Raw genomic sequence first — 15,030 nt, 5'->3', positions numbered from 1 at the left:
CGCTGACGGGCCCGGTATACCCGGCACCGAAACAAACATCGCTTTGTTCACGGACGACCAACTATTGAGTGCTGCCATCGGAAAGTCCTGCCTGCCATCGGCTTTCGATACGCGGGTGTATCCGATCATGGAGACGTTTTCTGCCATTTAAGCCCTCCTTCTTGAGCCAGCTTGGCTCGATCGCACAGGGGGCGCAGGAATCTGCCAAGGCATCAAGTCTCGCCAATGCTTCAGGGGTGCAAGTGTCTGATTTGGAGAGACGACTAGACGCCGGCCTGACGTCTCAGAACCCTCGGCATCCTGGTCGCGGTCACTGCTGCGGCCGCGCCGATCCGGCGGATGCTGTTGGCAACGCAGGACGGAGCGCCGATCCTCTCCCGCCCCCTCCCCGACACTGCGCTTCTGGCGCCCGAACCGCGCTTCAGAATGCGCTGCTGGTGGCATTGGGGCCGGGTCAGCTGCGGCTCGGCTGCGAGGTCGGTGATGTCGCCCCGGGGCGTGTGACGCTGACGAACGGAGAGGTGCTCGCCTGCGATCTGGTGGTCGACGCAGGCGGTATCCGCGCGCCGAGCAACACCGGCGCACCGCCCTCCTATGCGGGCTACGGCGGCGTGCTGGCGCTGTCGGGCCGGGTCGCGGGGCTCGGGCTTGATGGGGTCGCGGCGGAGTATTGGGGCAGACACCAGCGGTTCGGCGTGTTGGAGCTGCCAGACAACCGCCGCTACTGGTTTCTGATGCGCACCCAGCCAGTCACTGCCTTGATGCCCGATCGGGCCGATGGAGCCCAATCTTGGCCAGGGGGCCTGTCAGGGGCTGGAGGATGCCGCTGCCCTTCAGGCGATCGTCGCCGCGGTCGCACCTGCGCGGGTGGCGGCCCTATACGAGCGCCTGCGCCTCAAGCGTGTGCGGATGTTTGTGCGGGAATCGGCGCTGGGACGGCTCGGTGTTCACGGGCCGCGACCGGTGCAGTACCTGATGCGCGCGACACTCCGCGCCATACCCATGGGCCTATCCGAACCCAGACTGCGCGCCATGCACACCATGCCCGATTATGCCGCGCGCGTGGCATGACTGCGCTGCCTTTTGAGGAGGCGGCAAGTCGCCGCCCTGCCCGGCCCTGGCCATTTGCTTGATCGAGGATGTTTGCCAAAGCGGACCGGCAGCCTCAGCAGGATTTTCGCCAGAAGCGGAAATTCTCAAACCGACCCCAAGCCGGACATTTGGTTCCGATCCGCGATTTTCCGAAAACGGCAACATGTTCGCAGGGCTCGGCACATGTTGAGTCATCTGATTCAGCCAAATTTGACATGGTTATTGCCTTGCCAAAATGCCTAGCGAATGGATTTCGCACGATACACGGATAGCGTCACGTCATGCTTTTTTGCATGCGACGCCTCGAATGCCGGAGGCAGAGCCACCATTGGACCAGCACCATGCGGGCTTGCAGAGGGGCGCAGGGGCGACCTATCACGCAGCAATGTCAGATTGTCCCGCCTTGACCAGAGCGACAGGACCCCGTGATCGCAAGTGGAAGATGTGATGAAGTCGAAGTTGATGGCCGCTGCCTGTCTTTTGGCCCTTTGCGCGGCTCCGCTGGCGGCCGAAGAAGGGTTCTACCAGCACCCTGTCGCCAGCGGCGATGTGCTGGTCTTTGCCAGCGAGGGTGACCTGTGGCGCACCGCGCGCAGCGGCGGCAGCGCGGTCCGGCTGACCAATCACGCGGGCGAGGAGAGCGAACCGGCAATCTCGCCCGATGGCACGATGATCGCCTTTACCGCCAGTTATGACAGCGACCGCGATGTCTATGTCATGCCGCTCGCCGGCGGGGCGCCGCGGCGGCTGACCTTCGAAGGCGGCTATGTCCGCACCATCGGTTGGACCCCTGACGGACGCGTGCTGTTTGCCTCCTCGCTCACCGGAGGCGGGCAGGGCGAAGTGCTGCACAGCGTGGCGGCCACGGGCGGGGAGAGCATCCCTCTGCCGCTCTGGCGTGCCGCAGATGCGACCTTCGGTGAGGACGGGCGCACACTATTCTTCACACGCCGCGGCCTCGCCAGTCGGCGCGACAATGCCGTGCTCTATCGCGGCGGCGCGATGGACCAGTTGTGGCGCTGGCAAAGCGGCTCGCAGGAAGAGGCGGTTCTGCTGCTTGCCGATTTCGGCGCGCCGATCCGCATGCCGATGGCAGGGGACGGGCGCATCTTCTTCATCTCCGACAAAAGCGGCAAGGACGCGGTATGGTCGGTGGCGGAGGATGGCAGCGACGTCCGCCAGGTCTCGGGCGAGCTGCCCTTCCCGGTGCTTCAGGCCAATATCGACCGCGGCGAGATCTTCCTGCAGAACGGGGCGGATCTGCACGTTTTCTCGCCCGCCACGGGAGCGATCACACGGCTCGCCATCGATCTCGTCACCGACCGCGAGCAGACCCGGGTGCGCGCCATCGACAATCCCCTGCGCTACCTTGAAGGGGCACGGATTTCGCCCTCGGGCGAGATGGTGGCCGTGACCGCGCGCGGCCGGGCGGCGCTGGCGGCGCCGGGGCAATTGCGCCGGATCGAGCTTTCGGTGCCGCTCGCAGCGCGCGCGGCAGGCGGTGCAGGGGGCTGATGGCAAGCGGGTCTTCATGATCCTCGATTCCGGCGAGCGCGGCGATATCTACGCCATGCCCGCCGATGGCACCGGCGCGCCAGAACCGGTGACCCGCGGCTATGATGCGCATATCTGGTCCTTCGCCCTGTCGCCCGACAGCAAGACCATCGTGCTGTGGGACAAGCAGGCGCGGCTCCAGAAGATCGATGTCGCCACCGGAAGGGTGACGCTGCTGGCGCGCAACGAAAGCGGCAATGATGATGCCTTCTTCGATCTCGCCTTTGCGCCTGATGGCAGCCATATCGCCTATGCCGAAACCGCGCTGACCAACGGGGGCAACACCTCCGACATCATGATCCAGAACCTTGCCACAGGGCGCCGGGTTCAGGCGACTTCGGGCAAGTATAACAGCTATGCGCCTGCCTTCGCGCATGACGGGGCATGGCTCTACTTCATCTCGGACCGCAATTTCGCGCCCCAGCCCGGCGCCCCCTGGGGCGACCGCAACATGGGCGTGGCCTTCCCTGACCGGGGCGAGATCTATGCCCTCCAGCTTGATCCCGAAGCCGATTTCCGGCTGGTCGATGCGAACGAACTGACCCGCTCCGCCAAGGACGCCGGCGATGACGGCGAGGCCGCCGCTGAACCGGCCGCCGGGGCGAAGGCCAAGGACAAGGACAAGGGCAAGGGCAAGGACGCCGGGGGCGAGAAGGCGACCATCGTCCTCGATGGACTGGGCGAGCGGCTCTACAAGCTGCCGGTCAAGCCGGGGGTCGAACAGCTGCTGCGGGCCAGCGAAGGTTTTCTCTACACCCGGCGCGGGGACAATATCGTATCGATCGCGATCGACCGCAGGGATCCGCGCGAAGAGGTCTTCGCGCCCGGCGCGCAGTTCCTTGACCTGTCGGCCGACCGCAAGACTGGACTGGTGATCGGCGGTCCCGCCGACAAGCCCAGCCTGGCGCTGGTTCCGCTCGGTGCCAGGCAGCCCGAAAAGCTCGCGCCCAATCTGGTGCGGCTGGACGACTGGCGGCTGACCATCGACCCGCGCAGCGAGTGGCGGCAGATGTTCATTGACGCCTGGCGCCTGCACCGCGACTTCCTGTATGATCCGACCTTGCGCGGGGTGGACTGGGCCGCGGTGCGCGCTGCGCGCGAGCCGTTCCTGAACCGCATCGGCAGCCGGTCGGAGCTGGATGTCATGCTCGGCGAGATGGCCTCGCAGATCGGGATCCTGCACTCTCAGGTGCGCGGGGCCGATCTGCCGGTCGATCGCGAGAACCCGGCAATGGCCTTCCTCGGCGCGCAGGTGACGCCGGTGACAGAGGGGCTGCGGATCGACGACATCCTGCGCACCGAAGCTGATCTTGTCGCGCTGCGCCCGCCGCTGCGGCGGCCGGGTGTGGATGTCGAGGTGGGCGACGTTATCCGCCTGGTCGATGGCCGCGCGGTTGCCAGCCTCGCCGATCTCCAGACCGCGCTCGCCACCAAGGCCGGCCAGCAGGTACGGCTCGATCTCCTGCGCGGCGGGCGCCGGATCAGCGCAATTGTCGAACCGATGACACTGGAAGGCCGCTATACTGCGCATTACCGCGACTTCGTTGAACGCAAGCGCGCTCTGGCCGAGCGGCTGTCGGGCGGGCAGATCGGCTATCTCCATGTGCGCGCCATGGGGCCGGGCGACCTTGCCGGGTTTGCGCGCGACTATTTCCCGCAGCTCTCCAAGCCCGGGCTGATCATCGACGTGCGCGGCAACAGCGGGGGGAATATTGACAGCTTTCTGGTCGCCATGCTGCTGCGCAAGGCTTGGGCCTTCTGGGCGCAGCCGGACGGGCGCGGGCTGGTGACGACCAACATGCAGAACGCCTATCGCGGGCATATCGCGGTTCTGATCGACGAGCGCACCTATTCCGACGGGGAGACCTTTGCTGCCGCGGTCAAGGCGCTCGGCATCGCCCCGCTGATCGGCACGCGCACGGCGGGGGCCGGGGTATGGCTGTCCGACCGCAATCCGCTCGCCGACCGGGGGATGGTGCGGGTGGCGGAAAATCCGCAATATGCGCTCGACGGGCGCTGGATTGTCGAAGGCCGCGGGATTGATCCTGACCTTGTGGTCGAGAACCTGCCCCACGCCAGCTTCAACGGCTCGGACGCACAGCTTGAGGCAGCGGTCCGCGAGCTCACCGAAACCATCTCTCGCGAGCCCGTCCCTGCGCTGGTGCCGCGCCCACTTCCGCCGCTCGGCACGCCCGGCGGCGATGTGTCCAGACCGGAGCGGAAAGCGCTCTAGCCTATCGTCTTGAGGTCGGGGCGCTTGGCGACAATCTCGAACAGCGCCTCGCGCAGCCACCGGTGGCGCGGCGAGGAATCCGACCTTTCATGCCAGAACAGATTGAAGTTCATCACCGGAAAGGGGAACGGCGTCGGACAGTTGGCGAGCTGCTGGAACAATGTCCCCTGAAGGCGTGAGGGCATTGTCACCGACAGTTCGGTGCCCAGGATCAGCTTCGGCAGTTCCGACACGCTGGGCATGGTCACGGCAATCTGGCGGGACACCCCGATCCGGCTGAGGGCCACATCGGTCAGGCTGATATCGTTTTCGGAAAAGATCACCCGCACATGCTGGGACGCCAGATACTTCTCGAGCGTATCCGGCGGCCCTCGCATGCGGGCGTCATAGTAGCAGACCGATTGATCACGAAACAGCAGGTGGCTGCGAATGTCGGGGTCGACATCGGTGATGATCGGCGAGACGATGAAGTCCACGCCCATTCGTCGCAGCGCGGTGATGTCTGCGTAATTCTCCCAAAGGTAGCGAACCCGCAGCTTGGGGCTGCGCTCGCGAATGACGTTGAAGGCATCCAGCAGCAGGACCGAACGTTCGATGTCGGTGGTTGCGATCGAGAACTCGGTGTCGATATCGTCCGAAGCGTAAAGCCGCCGCTCGGCAATGGCCTGGATCTTGGCCACAGCCGCCCGCGCATCCTCGACCAGATCCTCGGCGAAGGAGGTGGGGATGATCCCGCGACCAGAACGGACGAACAGGGGCTGGGTCAGCAGGTCTTCGAGCCGACTGATGCGGTGGCTGAGGGTCGAGGGATTTTCGTCAAGCCGGGCCGCTGCCGCCGCGACCGAGCCTTCCTCGAACACTGCCAGAAAGGTCTGGAGGAGTGCGGCGGTGATCTCTGATTGCTGAATATTTTTCATCTATCGCCTGCATGACATGTGCTTGATTGATGATCAACCGGGGTCATACTCCCAACGCATAACAAAGCATGCGGGGACGTGCAGAAACCTCCGGCGCATCTCGCGATGCATCGGCCTGCATTGATCTCCAGCTGTCGCAGGGACGAACCTGTGGCCCGCCAGCCGCAGTCCACCGTTGCTATCTGGAGGTAGACGCTGCCATGGAATCGTCGCTTGAAATTCTCTCTCAGCCGGCGCACCTGCCTTGCCATCGTGTCGGCACAGGCCTGCGCCACTTGCTGCTTGTTGGCGCGGCGGTCGCGCCGCTGACCATGGCGGAGGCTGCATGGGCTCAAGACAAGGAGCCCGAGCCGCCGGTCAGCATGTCCAAGCCAGCCGATACTCCAGCGGACGAGGAAAATCCGCAGGATGCAAGCGAGATCCGCGTTACCGGCTCGCGCCTGCGCAACAAGGTGTTCTCCAGCGAGCAGCCGCTGGCCGTGATCAACCGCGAGGTCGCTGAGCTGGTGGGCGATGCCACACTTGAAGAAATCGTGCGCCGCTCGCCTCTGGTTACCGGCTCGCAGCAGAACGACAGCCAGCAATCGGTGGTGTTCATCGGCGGGCGCGCAAACAATGGCGGCAACGGGGTCAACAACATCTCGCTACGCGGCCTCGGGGTCGAACGCACGCTGGTGTTGCTGAACGGCAAGCGCCTGACCCCCAGCGGCACACGTGGCGGGGTGTCGGTGCCGGACCTGTCGATCATCCCTTCCGTTGCCATCGCCGATGTCGAAATCCTCAAGGATGGGGCCTCTTCGGTCTACGGGTCCGATGCGATTGCCGGGATCGTCAACAATCTGGTGGTGGGCCCGAGCAACGAAAGCATGCTGACTGCGATTGGCAACCTGCCGGGCGAGGGCGGAGCGGAGTTCTTCCAGGTCGCGGGTCGTTTCAGCCGCACCTTTTCGGGCGGGCACATCAATATCTCGGCCCAGTACGACCGGCGCGAGCCGCTCAGGATTGGGGACCGCGACTACACCGACTGCCGCGATCCGCGCCTGTTCGATCCGCAGACTGGTGCGCGGCTCGACATCACCGATGCCAATGGCAATGTGGTGTGCACCAGCTTCGGCTCGAACAACCGCTTCTTCCTGCTGCGCGGCGGAACCGGCAACTTCTTCAACACCAGTTCGATCAATGCGCGCTTCGGCGGGCTCTATATCCCTGACCCGACGGGCACGATCGTGGGCCCCGGTCAGGCGGAACTGCGCGCGATCCTGCCCGAATTCGCCCGCGTGGGAGTGCAGAACCTCGGCCTGCCGCCGGGCGCCAGCGTCACCTTCGGCCCCAACACGGGGGATTTCAACGCCGTCGCCCAGTCGATGGCGCTGCTGCCGCAGACCTCCCAGATCCTCCAGGATTCCTACGCGCTCAACCCGATCGAACGATTTAGCGCCTTCATCTCGGGCGCTATCGATGTCAGCGACAGCGTGGAATTCTATGGACAGGCACTGCTTTCGCGGACCGAGCAGGAAGTCAGCAGCTTCCGCTTCCTCTATGAATACCTCGGCGGCGACCATCCCAGCAACACCGTGGCCGGGCGGGTGCGGGGGGCGACCAATGGCGCCTTGAACGGCAGCCTGGGCTTCAACATCCACCGTCCGTTCTTCTCGAAGACCAAGACCGATTACGCCTGGTTCGTGGCCGGGATGCGCGGCCAGTTTGGTGATGACGTGCCGCTGCTGGGTGGGTGGGACTTCGATGTCTTTGCCAATTACGGCATTTCGGACGCCGACTACACCACCAACTTCACCCGTCAGGACCGGCTCGACGCGGTCACCGGATTCACCAACCTTGGCTGCGATCCGTCCCTCATCAACACCAGCCTGCTCGCCGCCGGCCAGACCGCCCAGAGCCTGTGCGCGAGCATCGGCGGGGCGATCCCCTGGCTGTCCCCGCGTATCCTGCGCGACGGCCAGTTGACCCCGCAGGAAGAGGCTTTCCTCGAAGGGGTGGAGACGGGCAACACCCGCTATCAGCAGGCGGTGCTCGAAGGTTTCACCAGCGGCGAAGTCGACCTGCCGGGGATCAAGCCGGACCTGTCGGTCGCGCTCGGTTTTCACCTGCGCTATGACGAGATCGACGATGTGCCCGGGCCCAACAGCCAGGCCAACAACAACCACAACTTCTCCAATGGCCAGATCACGCGGGGGGATTCGACCCTCACGGAAGTCTTTGGCGAGCTCGGCCTGCCGCTGATCGAGGATCAGCCGTTCTTCGAGAGCCTGACCATCAACGCCTCCGGCCGCTACACCAAGAACAATCGGGTCGATGATGGCGGTGAGTTCACCTACCGGGTTGGCACGGCATGGAAGCCGATTGACGCGATCCTGCTGCGCGCCAATTACGGCACGTCCTATCGATCACCGGCGCTGTTCGAACTGTTCCAGGGCGGCGACCAGTCTTTCGGTGCGGGTGACCCCTGTGCCGAGTTGCAGAACTCGGCCCGCCCAGCCAATGAGCGGCAGAACCTCATCCAGAACTGCGGCCTGTTCGGCATCGGTCTCGATTTCCAGCCGACGGTCAACATCCGCACGCTCAATCGCGGCAATTCTTCGGGCACCCTGCGTCCGGAAACCTCGACCGCGCTCAATCTCGGGATCGTATTCCAGCCCGATTTTGCCGATTTCGCCTTTGCGGTCGACTATTTCGAGATCCGCGTGGACGATCAGATCGGCCGGATCGGCGGGCAGGCCGTGATCAACCGCTGTCTGGTCAATCAGGCCTTCGCCTCGCTCGAAGAGCTCAATCGCAACCCGTTCTGCGCGCTGCTGGGCGCACGCGATGCCAACCGCAATCTTGGCGAAGTCATCAACGGGTCGGTCAACATCGCCCAGCAGGTCTCGCGCGGGATCGACTACACGGTCCGCTACTCCACCGATATCGGCAAATGGAAGCTGACCCTCAACGGCACCGCGACCCAGATCCTGGAGGATTTCCTCAACGAAGACAGGGATATATTAGACCCGGTCAATGACGATATCGATCGCACCCTGCTCGCCCTGCGACCGCGCTGGACCGGCGAATTCAATGCGGCGCTGAGCCGCGGCGGGTTCACCTTCGCCTGGGCGACGACCTATATCGGGCCCTCCGACCAGCTCGATTTCCTGGTGACCGATCCCAATTCCGGCTTCAATCCGGACGGCACGATCCAGCTGTTCAACGAGTACCGGTTCTTGGGACCCGTCCGGCCCGACACCCGGGTCGAGGCCTATTTCGCGCACACGGCCTCGGTGCGCTACCGGTTCGGCAGCGGGCTCAATCTGATTGCCGGTGTGGCCAACCTGTTCGATCAGGACCCGCCGCAGGTGGGGGCCAGCGTGGAGCGCGTGGGGACATCGGCCTCGGGCCCCTACGACTTCCGCGGCCGCCGCTTCTTTGCGCGGGTCACAATGCCTTTCTGATCGTCACGAAGGTTCATTCGTGACACAAATGGCGCCGCCCGTCCGACCCGATCGGCGGCGCCATCCTGCCCCCCCGCCTGCGGTGACGGGTTGAGACGAGAGGAACATCCGTGCAGACTCAGGTGCTGTTGCCAGAAGACCGGTTCGAAGAGGTCGCCAGCCAGTTCGCCCGCGCACCTATCGGCGCGCCGTTCTTCGTCAATTCGATCCCCAAGGGCGGCACGCACCTGATCCGCAATATCCTGCGCACCTTCGTGCCGCATGACCAGCAATGGCACCGCGACTTCATCCAGCTCTACAATCTCAAGGACAATCTGGCCGCCTTCGATCCGGCGGCCTGCCGCATGAGCTGGGGGCACCTCTTCCACGAGGACACTTCGCTGGTGGCGCTGCGGGGCGTGAAGCACATCGTGCTGGCGCGCGATCCCTATAGCTGGGTACTCGCCCGGGCGCGCTTCTTCCTTGCCGATCAGACCCGCAATCCGCTCGATCACCTGCGGCGCGGGGCGGTGCCGATCGAGGAGATCCTGACGGTGATGATCCTCGGCATCATCAACAAGACCCCGAGCCTCGGCAAGATCTACGAGGCCAATATCTGCGCCTGGCTGGGCGGGGATGCCTATCTGGTGCGCTATGAGGATATCGTGCGGCACGTCGGCCGGATCGATACGCCTGCGGCCGAAAGCTTCTTCGCCCGTCTGCTGCGCGCTGCAGGGATCGAAACGCTGCCCGATGACTGGCGCGCGCGGGTGCTGGCAGGTGCGCAGCGCGAATATTCGGGCACCGCGCGCGAGAACCTCTCGGGCGATATCGCACAGGTCCCTGACATCCTGCCCGATCGCCACAAGGCTCTGATCGATCTCTACAATCCGGGCCTTCGCGCATTTCTGGGCTATGCCTGACACACTCATCGCAAGGACGAAAGCGGCCCCGTGCTGAGCGTGCTCGACATCTTCAAGATCGGGATCGGCCCGTCGAGTTCCCACACCGTCGGCCCGATGCGCGCCGCTGTACGGTTTCTCGCTGATGCCGGCCTCGCGCTGCATGATGCGGCGCGGGTGCGGGTGGTGCTGGAAGGCTCGCTCGCGCTGACCGGGCGCGGCCACGGCACGGACCGCGCGGTGAAACTGGGGTTGATGGGGTTTCGCCCCGAGGCCTTCGAGCCGGATCGCGCCGAGGCCGAATTGGCCCGGCTGGCGCAACAGAGGACCATTGCCGTGCCGGGGCGGGTGGCGGCGCTCGCCTTCGATCCTGACGCGGACATCGTGTTCCGGATGGACAAGGTCCCCGCGCTCCATCCCAACGCGCTGTCGTTCATACTCCTCGCCGAGGACGGACAGGCGCTGTTCTCCCGCGAATACTTTTCCGTCGGCGGCGGCTTCATCGCCACCCGCGAACAGCTCGAAAGTCCGGCGATGGATGACATGATCGCCGCCGGCCGCAAGGTAGCGCGCCCGTTCGGATCGGCGCGCGAGTTGCTCGATTGGTGCACCCGGGACCGGCTGTCGATTGCCGAACTGGTGCTCGCCAACGAGGACAGCTACCGTGAGCGCCCCGCTACCCTTGCCGGGCTTGATGGGGTGGCCGCGGCGATGCTGGCGTCGATCGATCGCGGTCTTTCAGCCAGTGGGGAATTGCCCGGTAGCCTGCGCGTGCGCCGCCGCGCGCCCGAACTCTACGGCGAACTGCGCGATGGGCATTCGGGGAACGAGCGCGAGGAAATCTTCGACTGGCTCAACGCCTATGCCATGGCCGTCAATGAGGAAAACGCCGCCGGGGGACAGGTGGTTACCGCCCCGACCAATGGCGCGGCCGGCGTAATTCCAGCGCTGCTGCGCTACTACTGCGTCGATGATGGCGCGCCCAACCCTACCGAGAGGATGCGCCGATTCCTGCTGACGGCAGGGGGCATCGCGCTCCTGTACAAGATGCGCGCGTCGATTTCGGGTGCCGAAATGGGCTGCCAGGGTGAGGTAGGTGTCGCCTGTTCAATGGGCGCGGCTGGCCTGGCTGCGATTTGGGGAGGAAGCCCGCAACAGGTCGAATGTGCAGCCGAAATCGGCATGGAACACAATCTTGGCCTGACCTGCGACCCCGTCGGCGGGCTGGTGCAGATCCCCTGCATCGAACGCAATGCGATCGGCGCGGTCAAGGCAGCCAATGCGGCGCGATTGGCACTGCGGTCTTCCGGCGGGCAGAAGGTCTCGCTTGATCAGGTCATCGAGACCATGCGCCAGACGGGGCTCGATATGTCCCGCAAATATAAGGAAACGAGCCAGGGCGGCCTTGCTGTCAACGTTGTGGAGTGCTGACAATGCAAGGCCTTTGCTTCACGCTTCTTCAAGAAATAAGCCTGTCATCACCGTGATCGCGTCGGCGCGCGCGAATTCCTCGGCAGCGATATGGTTCCGGCATCCCGGACCGGACATTCAACTATCCACCCAAACCCGGCCATGCGCGGGGTCAGCGTACGATCCCAAAAGCGGTCTTGCGGCTTTGCCTCGCTTCTGAAAATTGCTGACATTCAGAAACCGACCCCATATCGGACGACGGAGGAGCAATTTGGCAAGTATTAAGCCGCAGTGCGGCGTTACAGCGCAAGGCCGGCATAGGAGTAATGAAATCCGTGGCCTTGGCAGATGATGGCATTAGCGGCATTCTCATCGGCTCATTCGCCATCAGCAGCCGTCCAGCCATGCGGATGGATGGCATGATAGTCTGGCGGAAGGTGCTCGTTGGCATTCCTCGCACGTCTACGGCAGCGATGCAGAACCGAGCCGACACACCTTCGATCAGAACCGCGACCGACAGGAGCCCCCGAAGCATGTTAGTTCATTGGCGTTCTACAGCCGGCGAAACGAATGCCGATTGAACGCCGAGGGCGGCAAGAAGTCGTTTACCACGCACTGTCATATCGGAGATAAACAAGAATTGGTCGCGCATATCGAAAGGATACGCGCGTATCTTGTAGTGCGTGCCCCATGGTTGCTCTGACAGAACAACAACCACAGGTCGTGAATAGTCCAGATATGGGCTCGTCAACGCAATATCGTTGAGCCCGTCGCGGATTTGCGCGGAATCATGCGACGACGCCAGATAGAAATCTGCAACACATTGGAGCGTTTGCGCCCCGTCGTTGGAATTCGAAATGTTTTCTGTCCATAGCCGCGAATGCGGGACGACCACCGCGTTGTCGTCTGGTGTCTGGATCGTCATGCCACGCAGGCCCATCTGACGAATTTCGCCGTAGTCATCGCCGATCTTTACCCAATCGCCTGACCGATAGGGCCGTTCGAATATTGCAACCACGCCAGCTATCAAGCTGCTCACGTAATCCTTGAATGCAAACCCGATCGCGACGCTGGCGGCACCTGCGATAACCAGAAAGTTCTGCATGGTGATGTTGAACACCAGCGGCAAAATCCACAATATTGCAGCGATAATCGCAATCAACCGGACCATCGGAACGGCGCCAAGCAGGTACAAGCGGGTTTGACTGGGTCCTCGCTCGGCAAGAAACGGCAAGGCTTTGCGCGACGCATAGATAATCAGCCAGGCCAGCGCCGCGATCAGGCCGATTTCCAGATAACTGATATCCTGAAGGTCGCGCAGAAGCTTGGCCGCCTCCGCTTCTGCCTGTCCAGCCCCGGTGTTGGCAGCCGCTGTCATCTCAAATGGCTCCTATCGGAAAACCGCTGGAACGCAGTCCATTTCGTATCGCCGGGTAGGCTTCCGGCCTGATGCGCAAAATACCCTCAACTTCCTGCACAAACTGGCTGCCGCGCAAGGCGGGGATCAAGGCCGCACCCGGGGTTTCCGGCATGTTGTCAGCAAGGTCCGCGCCACGCATGCCGCCGTGCAAGCAAAGGGTATGGAGGGCAAACAAGAGCTCGCGTGGGTAAGTCCCCGGTAAAATGAGCTCCTCAAGAGACGCCACCCAATAGTTGGCCCTCTGTTGCGAATGCGCTCCCTGCGATCCGGTGGTCATGCCATAGGCCCCGTCGATCCGCAGTGTTTCGCGCCACATGTGCCAAGCGACAGAGGGGATGCCAAGGCTTCGCCCCGCCAGTGTGGCGAAGAATTTTTGCACGCCCGGATTTGTCCGATCACGCAACAGTGCGGTTTCACTACCGATGAGCCGAAAGGTCGTTTCGGTGACAGGATCACTCTGGCTCACCTGCGCCAACCACGTCGCCAATCGCTCTCCATCCATGGGTTTGAAGGTGAACGGCCCGGGCGCGATAAGATCAATGCGAATAGCTTTTGCCAGATATGCCCATGCAAAACTGTTGCAGCCAACTATGGCATGGCGAGCGCTGCCGAGCACGGCCATGAGCTTGCGTATACGGTCCAGTCCTTCGGCCGATCGCAGGAACCATTGTTCCAATTGCGGAACGATGACGATCTTGTCCGAGGTGGAGGTCTTTAATCGGGCCCAGTCAACTGGCCCTGATCGGGACACGGGCGGCGCAATACAGAGATGCCCGGACCCCCTTGCCCAGTTCAAAAAACTGTCCGACTGGTCACACGGCGGCGTGATGACAGCAAGCACAGTGCCGCGCGCTGCGGGGCGAGCCAACCATTGTTCTGCCGCCTCATCCAGCTCACCGACCTGTGGCTCACATTCCGGCTCTTGGATCATTTCATCAAGCCGTTGCAGGGATTCCAGCGATGCGCGCTCATTGGCGATTACATCGGTGTTGTTACGCGCCAGAAACATCGCCTTAAGTTTGGCGACCAACGCCTGCATCCGTTCCTGCGTCGGCAGGGAAGGAGCTTCGTACTGGTCGAGGGGGATGAGCGAGACGATCTCCATTCCCGCTTATTCGTCCGGGCGGCGACGTGAGGCAATGGGGCGCGGCCTCGGTGGATTGGCTCCAGCGGGCCAGCCCTCCCGCTGACGTGTGCGGTCGCCGTCGGACTCCTCGGTCTGGTCATGCAAAAGCACGACACTAGTCGGGAAGGGCAAATCAATCGATGCGGCCGACAGCTTGGTGGCCACCGCCTCCAGCACACGATCCTTGACCTTCACCACACTGGCGCGCGTCGGATCTGTCCACCAGCGCACGCGGAGATTTTGTGACGACCCGGCCAGATCCCAAAGCAGAACATCAGGCGCAGGATCGGCGAGCACGCCGTCCACCGCGCTCACGGCTTCCAAGGCGATCTTGCGTGCTTGTGAGACGTTGTCGCCGTAACCGATACCCACGTCGTACTCGGTGCGCAAAATCCCATAGGCAGTGATGACCGTTACCGGTTCGGTGTAGATCTTGCTGTTCGGAACGATGATCCGCTTGCCATCGTATGTCCGGATGAAGGTTGCCCGGGTTTCAATCTTCTCGACGGTGCCGGTAAAATCACCGCTGGTGATTTCGTCTCCCACCCGGAAGGGCTGACGCACGAGAATGAGAATGCCCGCCAAAAGGTTCTGAAAAATATCCTTGAACGCAAAACCAATTGCCACGCCGCCGATGCCTAATGCGGAGAACATCTTCGCGGGGGTTATCGTGGGAAAAGCAATTGTCACGGCAATCAGAAAGCCGAGGACCACGATCGCAAAATACGCGAGACGGCCGAACGCGACGGCTGCCCCGGCATGTTTTTCCGATCGTTCGGCATACCGCTCTACCATCCTCCGAGTGGTCGAAGCGATGAACCAGAACAGAAGAAAGACTACGATCGCGATGGCAATGAGAGGAAGAATTTCGACAAAGCCAAAAACCATCCCATTTATGGTGTCTATCGCCTCCTTCGTGACATCGGGCGACGCAATCTGATTTGTCAAAAT

10 protein-coding genes are annotated in these 15,030 nt (G+C 63.1%); 6 read left to right on the top strand and 4 right to left on the bottom strand.

Annotated elements, in window-relative coordinates; genetic code table 11:
• Positions 1–777 precede the first annotated feature (777 nt).
• The 3 genes from BZF57_RS18670 to BZF57_RS18660 all read left to right on the top strand — a co-directional run bounded on the left by BZF57_RS18670 (position 778) and on the right by BZF57_RS18660 (position 4,879).
• Positions 778–1,071 carry a flavin-dependent monooxygenase gene (locus BZF57_RS18670; RefSeq protein WP_086740766.1) on the top strand — a complete coding sequence of 98 codons (294 nt, stop codon included), beginning with the start codon at positions 778–780 and terminating at the stop codon, positions 1,069–1,071.
• 468 nt (positions 1,072–1,539) lie between these two features.
• Positions 1,540–2,607, top strand: coding sequence for a PD40 domain-containing protein (locus BZF57_RS18665; protein ID WP_143738573.1), 1,068 nt, complete (start codon positions 1,540–1,542; stop codon positions 2,605–2,607).
• Between the two features lie 16 nt (positions 2,608–2,623).
• Complete coding sequence (locus BZF57_RS18660) at positions 2,624–4,879, top strand: S41 family peptidase (RefSeq protein WP_143738572.1); 2,256 nt, start codon at positions 2,624–2,626, stop codon at positions 4,877–4,879.
• Here the strand turns inward: BZF57_RS18660 and BZF57_RS18655 are convergent.
• Positions 4,876–5,796 carry a LysR family transcriptional regulator gene (locus BZF57_RS18655; protein WP_086740760.1) on the bottom strand — a complete coding sequence of 307 codons (921 nt, stop codon included), beginning with the start codon at positions 5,794–5,796 and terminating at the stop codon, positions 4,876–4,878. The genes BZF57_RS18660 and BZF57_RS18655 overlap by 4 nt on opposite strands.
• Positions 5,797–6,107: 311 nt before the next feature.
• Between BZF57_RS18655 and BZF57_RS18650 the strand changes: the two genes are divergently transcribed.
• From BZF57_RS18650 to BZF57_RS18640, 3 genes are all read left to right on the top strand, one after another.
• Positions 6,108–9,242: a TonB-dependent receptor domain-containing protein gene (locus BZF57_RS18650; protein WP_162291049.1), complete on the top strand. Its 3,135-nt coding sequence runs from the start codon at positions 6,108–6,110 to the stop codon at positions 9,240–9,242.
• A 110-nt stretch (positions 9,243–9,352) separates the two neighbouring features.
• On the top strand, positions 9,353–10,144 hold the full coding sequence (locus BZF57_RS18645) for a hypothetical protein (protein WP_206073300.1): 792 nt from the start codon (positions 9,353–9,355) through the stop codon (positions 10,142–10,144).
• 30 nt (positions 10,145–10,174) lie between these two features.
• Entirely contained in the window at positions 10,175–11,554 is a 1,380-nt protein-coding gene (locus BZF57_RS18640; RefSeq protein ID WP_086740755.1) for an L-serine ammonia-lyase, read from the top strand.
• Positions 11,555–12,074: 520 nt separating this feature from the next.
• On the opposite strand, the gene BZF57_RS18635 is transcribed toward BZF57_RS18640, so the two are convergent.
• From BZF57_RS18635 to BZF57_RS18625, 3 genes are read right to left on the bottom strand one after another with little or no spacing between them, the layout of a single operon-like run.
• Positions 12,075–12,911 (bottom strand): mechanosensitive ion channel family protein, encoded by an 837-nt coding sequence (locus BZF57_RS18635; RefSeq protein WP_086740753.1) that lies wholly within the window; start codon positions 12,909–12,911, stop codon positions 12,075–12,077.
• 1 nt (position 12,912) lies between these two features.
• Positions 12,913–14,058: a hypothetical protein gene (locus BZF57_RS18630; protein ID WP_086740751.1), complete on the bottom strand. Its 1,146-nt coding sequence runs from the start codon at positions 14,056–14,058 to the stop codon at positions 12,913–12,915.
• A 6-nt stretch (positions 14,059–14,064) separates the two neighbouring features.
• Complete coding sequence (locus BZF57_RS18625) at positions 14,065–15,027, bottom strand: mechanosensitive ion channel family protein (RefSeq protein WP_143738571.1); 963 nt, start codon at positions 15,025–15,027, stop codon at positions 14,065–14,067.
• Positions 15,028–15,030: the final 3 nt, after the last annotated feature.

The sequence above is a fragment of the Erythrobacter colymbi genome (assembly GCF_002155685.1).
GTDB classification, from domain to species: Bacteria; Pseudomonadota; Alphaproteobacteria; order Sphingomonadales; family Sphingomonadaceae; genus Erythrobacter; species Erythrobacter colymbi.
The sequence above is the reverse complement of the archived record's forward strand: the minus strand, read 5'-3'. Positions and strand labels throughout refer to the sequence as shown.